This is a genomic window from Paenibacillus sp. FSL E2-0151, from assembly GCF_037993015.1.
Lineage (GTDB): Bacteria > Bacillota > Bacilli > Paenibacillales > Paenibacillaceae > Paenibacillus > Paenibacillus amylolyticus.
The window spans coordinates 423,071-437,088 of record NZ_CP150308.1 but is presented as its reverse complement, the minus strand read 5'-3'; the positions used below and the strand labels follow the sequence as shown (position 1 = coordinate 437,088).

At 47.8% G+C, this 14,018-nt stretch carries 9 protein-coding genes; 2 read left to right on the top strand and 7 right to left on the bottom strand.

The genetic code is table 11. The features are described 5' to 3' along the window. Positions 1–68: 68 nt before the first annotated feature. From MHI55_RS02180 to MHI55_RS02160, 5 genes are all read right to left on the bottom strand, one after another. Entirely contained in the window at positions 69–2,021 is a 1,953-nt protein-coding gene (locus MHI55_RS02180) for a glycosyl hydrolase (protein ID WP_340388584.1), read from the bottom strand. Further along, on the bottom strand, positions 2,014–4,020 hold the full coding sequence (locus tag MHI55_RS02175; protein WP_340388582.1) for a heparinase II/III family protein: 2,007 nt from the start codon (positions 4,018–4,020) through the stop codon (positions 2,014–2,016). The genes MHI55_RS02180 and MHI55_RS02175 overlap by 8 nt, the downstream gene beginning before the upstream one ends. 288 nt (positions 4,021–4,308) lie before the next feature. Beyond that, on the bottom strand, positions 4,309–4,965 hold the full coding sequence (locus MHI55_RS02170; RefSeq protein WP_076216567.1) for an SGNH/GDSL hydrolase family protein: 657 nt from the start codon (positions 4,963–4,965) through the stop codon (positions 4,309–4,311). Between the two features lie 132 nt (positions 4,966–5,097). Next, positions 5,098–5,427, bottom strand: coding sequence for an AzlD domain-containing protein (locus MHI55_RS02165; RefSeq protein ID WP_062837141.1), 330 nt, complete (start codon positions 5,425–5,427; stop codon positions 5,098–5,100). Further along, positions 5,418–6,122: an AzlC family ABC transporter permease gene (locus tag MHI55_RS02160; protein ID WP_340390560.1), complete on the bottom strand. Its 705-nt coding sequence runs from the start codon at positions 6,120–6,122 to the stop codon at positions 5,418–5,420. Before MHI55_RS02160 ends, MHI55_RS02165 begins: the two co-directional genes overlap by 10 nt. A 446-nt stretch (positions 6,123–6,568) precedes the next feature. Between MHI55_RS02160 and MHI55_RS02155 the strand changes: the two genes are divergently transcribed. After that, positions 6,569–8,569 (top strand): methyl-accepting chemotaxis protein, encoded by a 2,001-nt coding sequence (locus tag MHI55_RS02155; protein ID WP_340388580.1) that lies wholly within the window; start codon positions 6,569–6,571, stop codon positions 8,567–8,569. A 289-nt stretch (positions 8,570–8,858) separates the two neighbouring features. Here MHI55_RS02155 and MHI55_RS02150 read toward each other — a convergent pair whose 3' ends face one another. Then, positions 8,859–10,055, bottom strand: coding sequence for a DUF2087 domain-containing protein (locus MHI55_RS02150; protein ID WP_340388578.1), 1,197 nt, complete (start codon positions 10,053–10,055; stop codon positions 8,859–8,861). Positions 10,056–10,272: 217 nt separating this feature from the next. Continuing rightward, complete coding sequence (locus MHI55_RS02145; protein ID WP_340388576.1) at positions 10,273–12,246, bottom strand: methyl-accepting chemotaxis protein; 1,974 nt, start codon at positions 12,244–12,246, stop codon at positions 10,273–10,275. Positions 12,247–12,617: 371 nt separating this feature from the next. Between MHI55_RS02145 and MHI55_RS02140 the strand changes: the two genes are divergently transcribed. Next, positions 12,618–13,913 carry a serine hydrolase gene (locus tag MHI55_RS02140; protein ID WP_340388574.1) on the top strand — a complete coding sequence of 432 codons (1,296 nt, stop codon included), beginning with the start codon at positions 12,618–12,620 and terminating at the stop codon, positions 13,911–13,913. Positions 13,914–14,018: the final 105 nt, after the last annotated feature.

Genomic DNA, 14,018 nt, shown 5'->3' with positions numbered 1-14,018 from the left:
CACTTTTAACTATGCTTTGAGCTGTTTTGAGATGTTTCGAGATCTAATGATCCTCAACCTGAACACCTTCAGTTAACCTCGCCCAATCGGATCGCAAATGACAACCTACGTGCTCCGTTCACTTCAATCCGGGCTTCCTTCAGTAAACCATTACGGGAGGCCACAGCCTGTTCCTCCAGATGAATTATGGCTCCCTGATCCAGCGCAGTGGATTCTACATACGCCCCCCGATACTCCGTTCGCACGCTATGATCCGTATTGGTAATTACCGCCTGTTCACGGCCATCATGGAACATCAACGGAATGAGTGCCCCTGCTGCCGCGATCTCTCCTTCGAATTCATACGTTATAGTCAGCACATCCGCCTGTTGTACATAATGGGTACGCAATGTTTTAATTCCGGGTAATGGACCGACCCATGTCACGGCAAAAGCATTCTCCAAGGCGTTCACGCCATCTTCTGCCGCTCTTTCCTCCAGATGCTGCTCCACTTGGTTCCGTGTATCATCGTCCACCTTCTCATACACAATGGAACCACCTCCCTGAGCAGGGTCTAATCCAACATCCCGATCATATGCACCACCGGATGGAATCCCCTCTGCAAGACTGTGCCATACCCCATCTGGTGTCTTCCAGGCAGGACAGTAGCTGAGCGGACGGACCGCCCCTTCGGCAAACTCCGTAAATCCGGCCTGCACATGGCTGGCAGCGGACGGACCAATCAGACCAGGTAACCCCATCTGCTGAATCCGTACCAAACCAGAAATCGTATACGGATCATTCATCGCCGTGTGTAATACCAGTTGCTGACCAGGTATGGAAGCAATCACAGTTTCGAACCACCCATCGGTCTGCAAAACCCTACTGCCCACCTCGGAAGGAAGATACACTTCGCCCACATCGTCTCCCGGATCACTGAGACAAGCGTGGGCCAGCGCTGCTACCGTCCACAGGTTGTAACAGGTGTGGTTGGTATAGATTTCATACCCGTGCCGATCTTCTGGCGCGTATTCATTGCGCACGATTTTCAAACGTCCATCTTCCATCTTCCAGCGCTCAACAGCAGCAAAACACCGATTGGCCGCACGTGCAAAAGCACCCGCCATCACCGGATCTCCCGCCTCCAGAGCCTGCGTTGCATGTGTAGAACATACATAAGCTGCGGTAGCTTCATTCCACTGATGTTGGGAGCTGCGACCACGCGGTGGAATCTCACCTAGCGGCGAGAGCGTTAGTAACGAGCTGAAGGCACCATGGCGCAGCTGCTCACGTAACGTATCGGCAGTGGTTCCCTCGTAACCTGCTTCGAGCATCACCCCAAGGTGATAACGGGTGGCAATATCATAGGAAAATGGACAATTTGGACGGTCCAGCGGTCCATCCTGATACAAGCCAAGGGCCGTAAACCGGGGTAGATGATAGGCTTCCAGATATCGATCCATCCACGCAGTACCCTCATTCGCCAGCTGTTCATGCCACCGCAGATATTCGCCAGAGATCATAATGGCGTTCCAGTTAATCATGCGATTGGGATTGTTCATCTTGCTCATCGTAAATACATAATCTTGTTCAGGACTGATTGTCTTGAGTGCCTCAGCCCAGATCTGTGCATGTTCAGGCAGGTGTGATTTCAACAACATATAGGCTCTCATCATGAGAACCGGAAAAAAATCGGGGTGATTGTCAGGTGCGCTACCATTGACCACGGCATCAATGCTCTGTGACAGGGCTATTGCTGCCGATTGGAGCAAATCTGTACGCCCTGCATCAACCAGAACTGCCGCAGCCATCGCATAGGCCGGTGTAGAATAATATCTCTCCACACCCGAGAACGGGTCGATAATTGCCCCCTGGCTGTCCTGATATGGTGTGTAAGCGCGAACAACACTTTCAACAAGTGCCAACTTGCGCTCACTATTCCAGCCGTCTGCCGGAGGGCGGCCCGCTTGTTCTGCCAATGTACGGTAATGTTCGAGTTCATCTTTCCATGGATATGTGGACGCAGATGTATATTTACTCACGCATGCTCACCTCGGTTTCTCCCATTTTCGGTTCAATGATGAAGCGTACCTCACATACCGTTTCAAGCGAATTAGGGCGTTCTGTCCGAACATCTGTCTCATCAATTGCACCTGTCCATGATAGTGACGTCCGATAGAATGTGACTGGAACATTATCATGATCAACTGTGTCTATTGCCTCCGTAAGGACTTGCCACTGGTTCCCATCATACGTCATATGGACCGTTCCATGTTCGCCTTGCCAGCGAAGATTACCGCTCTTCACCACTTCAGGCTGTACTCTACTCATCCATCGTTCAACAACACTTGAAAACTCTGCATGTGAATCTGAATTATCCACCGAAGATGATCGATCAGCCAAAGACACCACCCTGCTCTTCCATTGAAAACGGTCAATGAGACGCAATTCCGCTCCATTCCTGCTACCCCCAGAAGCCTTCTTCCAATGAAATTGGCGCGTATAACGAGCCAGTGAAACAGCTCCAGAATATGCGGATGTCAGATCCAATGTTGTATTCAGCTCACCGCCATCCTCTGCCAGCTTTGCCTCTAACACATGGGCTTGCGCTTGCCGGCCCGAGCTTTGCTCCTGGCCTTCAATGAGCGGAACGTTATGCCCGGATGATGAGATGTGTAACAACTGCTCTCTGCCTGGCGCAAAATACGCTTGGGTATACAACCCTGCTCCTGGATCACACAGAATATTCTCACCACCGCAATGGATAATGAACTGCCCCAGATCATTATGGTTGTGAGGTTCATCGTTATGCCCGCCTTTAATGGAAATAGCCACATGAAGGGGTGCGCCGTTCGCATGTTTTGTATCCGGAGAATCGAACGATCCTTTTGCAATCATCCAGCCCAGATTTTGAAAGATAAATCCCCGTTCAGCCTGCCCAGAAGCACCTTCATCACCATACACTGCCGGATCGCTCCACATCACGTTCCGCAACAGATGAGCCCAACGATGACAGGGATCATCAGTAAGCAGTGGAATATGAAGCGGCAAATCCACCTGCAACCCAAATCGGGATGCGAGCAGGGAAAGCAATCCGGAAGGGATCTCTTCCTGCTCGGCACTGTCCGAATAATTCACATATGTGCCACCCGACAGATGAACTCGCAGTGGGAAGGCTGCGATAGCTGTTATTTTGGAACCCGTCAGTAGATCTAGTTCGCCCTTACTGTACTCACGAAGCATCTCGGCATAATAGGTGAAATAACCAAATCCATATACCCAATATCCAATGCCTTCGGCACAGCCGCCATCCTCGCCATATCCGCTCAGGAATGCGTTCATACAGCTGACCGTATGGGAGATCGATTCCTGTAGTGTGGACTCATCCTCGAGCAGCAACAATGCGGCCATGCCACAGCACCCACCACAGACCGCCGACCAGTTGTGATCCGCTGTCTGCCAGTGGAACTTCCGTTGCTCCCGGTAAAGCGGAGTGAAGATTCGCCGTTCTGCTTCAGACCTGATCCGTTCTATGACAAGGCGATCCAGCCGCTCGGCGTAAATGTTCACAATCTCGGCCAGCATATGTACTGTCTCTGCGGCGAACAGATCGATGTTCCCATTCACCTGGTTGACCTCTCCCGTACCCAGATGCGCGGGCAAACACCACGTATACTCACCACACACGTCCCACAATATTTCTTCCAGCGCCTGCAGTGCATCCGGCCTAGCTGTGTCTAATGCGAGCATCGCCACAGCAGCAAGTCTGCCCCTTCGATCGAAATAAGCCTCTTCATAGGCTTTTCGCTCACCCCTATCGCTGAACTGTCGATATAGACGGAACGACAAGGAAGGCATGGGTTCTTTCAAGCCACGTTCACCGTAAGCCTTCAAGTCTGTGTATAACGTAGCCAATTCAGGCCGGGATAACTTCTCCAAGAGTCTGTCGGCACTTAAGGATCTCAATGTTCTGCTCTCAGTTCCTCGTTGGTTTATATTTTCATTTTCGACTTCGTGAATGGAATCTTCCACTGGATTCACCACTCTTCGTTAATGGATTGTCATACCCATATTATAATGTAATCGATTTCATTTTACCGGATATGATAGCACTTTTGAAGAATTATCCATTAGAACCCTTTCCACGACGGTACTCCCTTCTCCTTCCTAACCAAAAAAACGAAGAACCTTCGTCAGGTCCTCCGTTGTATTCGGCCTGTCACCACAGGCTTTTTATGGCTATCTCATCTTCTTAATTATCTTATGTCCTCAACTGATCTTGAATACCTATAATGCCGCTGCCCATATCGTAGCTGTCCGCTGTTGTTATTACACAATCGCAAGCGAAGAATTCTGTACAACAGACAACCATTGGCGTGCAATCAGCTCATGACCTGCTGCGGTTGGGTGTACGCCATCCCATAACCAGTACGCTGCATCCGCCTGTTTCAGAGCATCATTAAACGTCTGCTGCAATGGCACCCACACAGCTCCAAATTCTTCAGCAAGACCTTGAGCCAGTTTCTGATATTGACCGATATACTCTTCCCAGGCTTCCCATTTCTCCGCAGTTGCTCCGGTTCTCAGAATAAACGGCTCCATCAAAATCAGCCCCGTATCCGGCATCACTTCCCGAGTTTCTTCAAGCAAATGGCGATACGCCCGTCCGAAACGATCCGTTACCCCGCTAGGTTCACCATTCATCGTGCGCCAGGCATCATTAACCCCAATCAGGATGCTGATCAGGTCCGGTTTTAGACTAATGGTATCCTCATTCCAGCGTGCGTACAGGTCCGATGCCCGATCCCCGCTGATGCCTCTGTTATAGAAGGTCTTTTGCTTGCCCGCCAGTTCCATACCCAGTTTGCTGGAGATCAGATACGCATACCCGTGTCCGAGAAAATGATTTGGATCATCATTGCGTGATCTTCCCCCATCTGTAATCGAGTCTCCCTGAAACAATATAACGGATGGACTAGTACTCATGATTGAAATCGTTCCTTCCTCTTGTGAAAATAGAAACACTGAACACCTCAGTCTCCATTTTATCCCTTTCTGCTACAATAGAAAATAGCGTTTTCATAACTGAGTTTCGCCATCTTATGACTCTCCTAGCAATTATCCGATCCAATATCGCAGTATCATCATAGCCACAATACCGACCAATACGGTTCCAAGCAGACTGCGTGTCCAGATAGCTACTGCAATTGTAGGCAGGGATGCCCACAGAGCTGCATTATGCGTAATCGGCACCAACTGGTTGTCTGACATGAACAGTTCCTGACCAATCAGCGCTGCCATGACCGCTACGGGTACATATTCCAGCCAGCGTAACAACCACATCGGAATCTGTATCTTGCTGAACAGCATCAGTGGCAGTACACGCGGGATAAATGTTAACAGCGCTGAACCCATAATAATCCAGAATACATCCCATCTTACTTCCATCGTTCCATGAACACTCCCATCGTTGCCGCAATGACCGCAGCCACAATGACACTCATGCTGCCAAGTGAAGCCATGCTGGCGAAGATTACACAGACCACGGCGATAATAGCCACATTAATGTGTATTTTTTTGTTTTTGCGATGCACCAACTGGAGTACAACCAGTCCAATAAACATCGCTGGCAGGGCATAATCCAGACCCAGTCGTTCCGGGTTAGTGATCCAGCGTCCAAAGTACGCTCCCGCCATATTAGCCACGAACCAGTTCAGATATGCGGTAATATTCAGACCGTGCATCCAGCGTTCACTGAGCCTTTCCCTGCCAATTGCACGTGTCATCGCAACGCCGAAAGACTCATCGGTAAGCAGTGAACCAATCCACATATTTTTAAGCGGGGTCAGATGCCGAAAATACGGTGATACAGCCGCACTGAGCAGCAAATGGCGAAGATTCACAAAAAATATGGTGAACATAATGGCTACTGCTGACCCATTCGATGCGAGCATGCCTGCTGCAATGAACTGAGCCGATCCTGCATATAAAATCAGGCTGAGCAGTGCCGTTTCCGCCAGACTCAGACCTGCGGTCATTTCAATGACACCCGCCGCAAAGCCAATACTCAAATAACCAAGCAGGGTTGGGGTACAATCTTTGACCCCTTGCATGAATGTAGCTTGATCCCGGACCTCTTCCATGTTTTCCCGTCCAGATATCTGTAGTGTACTTTGGTCCAACTGCCGTACAACCCCTCTCCAATTTCGGTCCCCATAAACCGATATATATGGATGTAGATCCATCCAGGTCCATTCTTCATGAAAACAACTTCTTTGTGTATTCAACATGACCAGTTACATGCCCTATGGATTTCAGATTTTGCAGAATTCACTTCACATTAATTCAGAAATATACCACAAGATGTGCACTAAGGGAGAGACAGATTACTTTTTATAGAACAGATGTAATCCTAAATACCTACAAAACCAAAAAATATTTTCGCGAAACTCATAAATTATGTTGAATAAACTCGAAATTTGTCATACGATAGCACCAGAAACTTCTGGAAAGGATGGAATGAAATATCTTTTACCAGATGGGCTTGTCCACTAGACATGAGGATGGGTTACACAGAGGGGGAATGTGTATGAAAAAAATTCGTAAACAAGGGGTCAAAAGAACAATGCAGATGAGAGAGAAACTGATTTTGTCATTTGCCATTGTATTGCTCATTCCAACCATTAGTCTGGGCATTATCTCGTTCCAAACAGCCGATGCCAAGGTTGAAGAGAAAATGTATGAAAACGCGATCAGCAGTGTTACTGTGCTCAACCAGACCATTGACCAGATCATTGGTGCAACACGCAAAAATGTTGATTTCCTGGCAAGTCAGCTGGATGCAGGCAATGTCGGACCCAATCAGGGTGACGAAACAGATACCATCCGTACCTTGCTCGACGCGTATAAGGAAACGCATGATGACGTAGAACTTGCCTCCATCGGTACCGATCAGGGCGTGTATATTAACTCCCCTGTAACTGCGGTGAACAAAGAAGGTTATGACCCGCGCGAACGCCCGTGGTATCAGGCTGCTACGCAGAACAAAGATGTCCCTACCGTAATCACCCCCTACTTATCAAGCAATACCGGCAATGTTGTTGCTTCGGTAGCTCAGACCTCAGCGGATGGCCATGGTGTCGTCTCTGTCAGCCTGTCGCTTGAAGCCCTCTCGAAAACGGTTAACTCTACGAAGATTGGCGAGAAGGGTTATATCTATATCATTGATAATGCCAATAAAATCATTGTACATCCTACCGAAAAACCGGGGACCGAAGGAACCATGGCACCCTATAAAGATATTTTCGCACAGAAAAACGGAAGTCTGACCTATACACTAAATGGAAACCAGGAACACGCCTTTTTCTCCACCAATGAAACGACGGGCTGGACCGTGGTTGGTGTCATTGACAGTGGGGAAGTGACGGCTTCTGTCCGTCCGATTTTATACACCACACTTATTGTTGTAGCGATTGCAATTGCGGTAAGCTCCGTCATTATTTTCTGGATTGTGCAATCAATCACCAAACCACTGAACCGTTTGGTGAAGGCATCTGACGAAATTAGTAATGGTAATTTGACCATCGAGGTTGCTGTATTGGGACAGGATGAATTCGGCAAGCTGAGCACCAGCTTCAATAAGATGAGCGAATCCTTGCGAACCGTTATTCAGGACGTGCGACACACAGCTGACGAGTTAACCGCCTCATCCACACAATTGGCAGTCAACTCATCGGAGACAACCAAAGCAACAGAGCAAGTCGCCCTGATCACGGAAGAATCCGCAGCTGGACTTGAGAAACAAACAAGCAGCCTGAAACATACGGCACTACAGATGAATGAGCTTGCTGGAGGTGTAGGACAGGTAACGAACAGCACACAGCAAGTATCCGAAGCTGCCATGCAAGCAAGTGAGCTCGCGGATAAAGGGAATGCAACCATGCAGACGGCCGTATCTGAGATGAGTTCCGTCAGTCGCTTTGTGCAAGGTATGGCAGATACTGCTGGACGACTTGGACAGCATTCCACATCCATTGGTGAGATGGTATCTGTCATTACAGATATCGCTGCACAGACCAATTTGCTTGCTCTCAATGCTTCTATTGAAGCAGCACGTGCAGGTGAGCATGGACGTGGCTTCTCCGTTGTTGCCAGCGAAGTCCGCAAGCTGGCGGAACAATCGAGCCTGTCCGGCCAGAAGATTGTAGAGATGGTCGGAGCGATTCAACAGGAGATTTCAGTGGCCAATCAAAATGTACAGATCGGGCAACAGGATGTAAGCAACGGAATTCGTGCCGTTCAGTTTGCAGATGAAGCTTTTGCCCAGATTAGTGAGGCTGTTGGGGTCGTCAATCATCAGCTTGAGAACATTGCAGCCGCCTCCCAACAGATGTCTGCAAGTACAGCCGAAGTGGTGCAATCCATTGATCAGATCCACGCCATATCGGAAACCAATGCCGATGGAACGGAGAACATCTCTGCTGCTACGGAGGAGCAAGTCGCTTCCATGCAGGAGATATCATCCTCTGCTGATTCCCTTGCCCATCTGGCTCACAAGCTGCAGAAGCTGGTGGAACAATTCAAGCTGTAGTCGTTGAACTAGAGATTGTTTACACTAACACTACGATGACAGAATAACCTTCCAATCGCTGTTATCCCCAGATTTTTTGATTCCCTTTTCCAAAGGGGAAAATCCGGGGATAAAGGCGAACGCTTCGCTTTTTCAGGTTTTTTCTGTCCTCTCCGTTATCGTGTAAAAGATTAGTTCAACTTATATAATAATAAGTAGTCTATAACACCAAAAACCCCTTTGCCATCACATTGGCAAAGGGGTTTTTGGGTTATGAAGGGCCAAGAAATTCAGAATGGAAATGTCCCTCCTATTCAGCAGATTGCTTTTTATCTCCGTGGTACCCTTGATCTCCGTAGGGCTCTAACTGTTCAAACCAGCGATTCAGACATTTGGCGAGTGCATCTTTGGGATCGTTATACGGGTTATCGTCTTGTTTCAATGTCTCCAGCACCTCAATCACAAACGCATTCTCTCCATATTCATTCCATTCAGCCTGCAATCTTCGATTCAGATGGCTACCCATCTGTAACATAAATCGTTGTCCGTTAATGGTTTTCAGGTTAAGTGTGCTGTCGATATAAACTTTGCCGTTACGTTCATTCCGAATCTGGTAGACGCCCGCTTCCGTTTTGACTTCTTTGGCCTGTTCCTGTAATTCTTTGCGACGATCCATCTTCTCCTGCTCCCCCTTTGCTTTGCGCTCCGGTTTTCCAACTTCGGCGCTCTGTTGATCTGCGTGGCTTCCCAGCCAATACTGACTGCCGTCTGGCTCACGTTCCAGCAAACCATAGTCGACGAGATACCTCCGTATTTCCACGTAATCATCATGAACTTCCTTCAGCAGCTCATTGACCTGTTTCTCGGAATATTTGCGCTCTGTCTCGAATCGTTTGGCAATTTCGATGAGCACAATATATTTATGCTTTTGCTGCATATGAAACGTCGTCAGCCGACCGCCAGTACCCTCTGGAAAATACTTGTTTAGCACCTTCTCCAGATCCTGTTCTGTAATATCAAATGAGTTCGGATGGATCGTATGCCCATGTCTTGTCACCGGCGACACCCATTCAGCCGGGGCTTGGGTATCTTTACTCTTGAGAAGCTCCATTAATGCCAGAAATATCTTGGCCTGCCGTTCCTTCTCCTTTAATACAAACCGATGATTCCGGATCGTGGAAGCACTCCCGATGCCAAGGGTCTTCTGTACTTCAGCATCCTTCTTGCCTTCATAGAATTGTGACAACAAGCCCCGCTGGACATCAGACAATCCGGTTACGCTTTTATCCAGCTCCAGCAAATATTCAAATACCGATCCATGAACCTTCTCAATATGCACTCGCATATAACGGGCTGCCTCATAGAGCACTCCTTCTTCAGGATAGATAATCCCCGATTCCGTCCTGTATCCGCAGCAGACACATATATAGGCGGGACCCTCCTCCATATAACCACGCTTGATCTCTTCCAATGAAGCTGTTTGCAACCAGGATTCCGATGATTTCATGTAAAAGCTCCTTTTTATCATTGTATGGTCATTCCAACTGTATATTAATCAAATATTTTATAATTATGTTTGTTTATTTATAGATATAATATAGTTTTGTTTATTATATGTCAATATAACGGAAAAGAATGCTGTGTTTAAAGACATAACGGATGTCCCTTGTTCAACAGAAAAAAGACCGCAGGGTCGCAACCCTGCAGTCTCATTTCAATCTCTGTTACAACTTAAACCGTTCAATCATGCTTTGCAAATCTTCAGCCATACGTGACAATGCTGCCGAAGAAGCTGCAACCTCTTCCATTGTAGCCAACTGCTCTTGAGCCGCCGCTGATCCATCTTCCGTTCCAGAGGCAATTCTGTCCGACAGAACCATGGTATCACTTACTGCCTTGTTGATATGACTCATGCCCCCATCAATTTGACGGGAAGCCGTGGATACTTCTCCAGCTTGTGCAGCCACCAACTGTACCGCAGTACGAATGTTATTGAATGCTTCGCCTGCTTCTGTAACCATCTGCGAACTCTTCACCATACCTTCTCCCGTACGGGCAAAAGTGGATTGCACCGCATTGGTTTTCTCCTGCATCTCATGCATAAGCTCATTAATCCGCTCGGCTGAAGCGCCTGAACTGTGAGCCAGTGTCTTCACTTCGTTGGCTACAACCGCGAATCCGCGCCCTTGCTCGCCAGCTCTTGAAGCTTCAATGGATGCATTCAATGCAAGAATGTTCGTCTGCTTGGCAATGGCCGTAATCTCGGCCACAATCACAAGAATCTCTTCATTTTTCGCGCGCAGATCCTCAATGACCACAGACATGGCTTTGCTCTCATCATTCACCTGCTGAATATGGGTAACCGCTTCTTCTACTGTAACCATACCTGCTTCCGACTTAGTGGATGCATCCAGAGCGATACGAGCGGTATCTTCAGCACTTGATGAGATCTCTTTGACTCCAATGGACATTTCGCCCACGAGTTGACCTGTAGCAGCAAGACTATTGTTCTGCAAAGTCGTTCCCGCAGCTGCATCCTGCATCAGTTCAGCCACCTGTTCTGTGGCTTTGGATGTCTGCTCGGAACTCGCCATCAGTTCTTCAGAAGATGCCGCCAGCTGGCTGGATGTATCATGCACCTCTCCAAGCACACTACGTAGTGAACTCGTCATCGTGTCGAAGCTTTCCCCGAGCTGTCCGAACTCATCCCGGCGCTGTAAACCTACCCGAACGGTGAGGTCCCCAGCGCTTACTTTGGATGCTGCCTGCGTTAATTGCAGCAATGGCCGGTGAATGCTGCGGATAATGAATATAAGCAGAATCAACCCGATAACCAATGCAGATGCCACAATTGTAATTGCACGGATCAAAATAGGCATTACCGCTTCACTTGCTTCGGAAGGAACCATCTCGCCAACAATTTTCCAACCTGTCACCGGATTGGTGAAATACACAGCTTCCATTTCGTGACCATCATATGTATACTTCACCGTTCCACTTTCCTTCGTATACATCTCATTAATGTAGCTTTCATCCGACTGTGTACCGGATTCAATATTGTAGTGGAACAGGAATTTACCCCCGTTATCTAGCATGTACAGTTTGCCTTCTTTACCAATACGTATCTGATCAACGGATTCTTTCAGATGATTGAGACTGACATTGGCCCCGAATACCCCTTTGCCATCAGCCAGCTTGGCAGCTGCCGTTACAACCCATTCACCTGTCGTGACTGATTGGAACGTATCCGAGATTACAGGTTCGTCCTGGGACATGCCCATCGTATACCATGAACGTTCACGTGGGTCATAGATCTGTTCCCCGGGATCAGGAGATTTCATCCAGCTGCCATCTTCCGCACCTGCGGTGAGTACACCCAGTTCCTTATGATTCTGAGACATCCGATCCATCTGCCTTTGCAGTGCAGGGGATTTATTAATAATATCGTTTGAAGTAATACCCGCAGCCATCTGCGCTGCGTTATCCTTCTCCATATCCAGCATTTGATTTATCTGCAGACTAAGCATTTCTGTTTTGGCTTGTGCGGAACGAATAATTTCCATTTTAACCTGGTCAGCAGCTTTTTGATAAGACAACCAACCAACAGTAATGCTCGGTACAATCAGGAACAGGAGCAATGCAGCGATCAGGCGTTTTTTTACGGTTAAAGTAAACCAATTTCGAATCCTTTTCTTCATATAACTATCCCCCATCATAATCTTCACCCATCCTTTTATCGGACAATCGCTGTAAAAATATTATGTATAGATACTAAATTAGAATAAATTTAATCTTTTCGATCAGTTTAGATGGATTCACCTAATCCTTCTATTCGTTTTGACCCCCTTAGCGAGATCGTTTACAATGCTCATAAGCTGGTTATTCATGAAACGATTGGAAGGAGAGGATTCAAATCTTACGCAAGGCAAATGAAAGACAACGTATTTCCACGGTATATTCATCCATATTCCGCATTCTGTTAGCGCTTATCCTGTGTGCAGGCCCGATTCTGGGACAAGCTGGTATTACGGTATCCGCAGCGCAGGCGACGCAAGCAGTTCACATTGAAGTGAATGGTGAGCAACAATCCTGGAAGAACGCACCACTTATCATCAAAGGTTCAACGTTTGTTCCACTGCGGGACGTGGTCACATCGGTTAAAGGCACGTTGAAATGGGATAATCACACGAAGACGGCTACCATTACCGTTGGCAGAGACAAGCTGATCCATCAGGCTGGCAGCGATTCCATTAAAGTAAACAAGGTCGATCTAGCTACAGGTGTGAATTCACGTACCGTTAACGGTACGTTGATGGTACCTGTCCGGGCCATGGCTAATGCAATCAAAGCAGACATTAAGGTCCAACGTACAGCCACGGGGCAGATGAGTGTAAGTATGGTCACTGATCAAGTCAGCCTGCTGAACAGCGAGGTTGCCAGCGTTGATACGTATCTGCGCGAGATCAACTATCCAGGTATGGCTCTGATCGCCCGCGATGGTGAAGTACTTCTAAAGCAAGGCTACGGACTTGCCGATGAACAGACGCTGAACCGCCCGGATCAGAAGACTCGAATCGCATCGCTGAGCAAATCCTTCACGGCCGCGTCCATTCTGAGTCTGGTTGAGGATGGTAAGATTAATGTGCAAGATCCAATCTCCAAGTATATCTCCGGTATACCAAAGGGAGATCAGATCACGCTGCATATGCTGTTATCCCAGACTTCAGGTCTGCCATCTGCATTTGGTCGGGGTGAAGGAACTTCTATGGAAGAGACTGTAGAGGAGATTCGCCACAAAACGCTGAAGTTTGAACCAGGAAGTGCCTATCTGTACAGCAACAGCGGGTATGTTTTACTTGCATACGTCGTTGAACAGGTATCTGGCATGAGTTATGCCGACTACGTGCAGCAGACGATACTGAAACCACTTGGTATGAAGAATTCGGGAGAGGCCTCCCGTAAAGTGCACACGATTAGTGGTTTTGTTCAAGAAGATAACGCATGGGTAACTGCACCTTACTATGTGTCTCAATCAGGATCAGGAACCATCTATTCCACGGTGGACGATATGCTGAAATGGGATCGTGCGCTGTATACGGACAAGATTCTAAGCCAGGATACGATTGAACAGATGTATGAGCCTTATTCTGATAAAAACTATGGCTACGCCTGGATTCTTAAAGAGAATGGCGCAAACCGTACCGTCTTCCACAACGGTAGTGGTGGCGGGTTTGCCACAGCCTTTTCACGTAATCTGTCCGATGATATCACCATTATCCTGCTTGGCAACCACGCAGGTATGGACATGACTTCACTTTTGGATGAAGTTGAGGCACAGACAGCCAAAGCACTGCAATTGCAATAATCTATAATTTATAGCTTATAATGAGCAAAGAGACGGTCCTTTAAAGGATCGTCTCTTTGTGTTGTATATGTTCTCATTTTAACGACTCACACTTCCGTTTCGCTC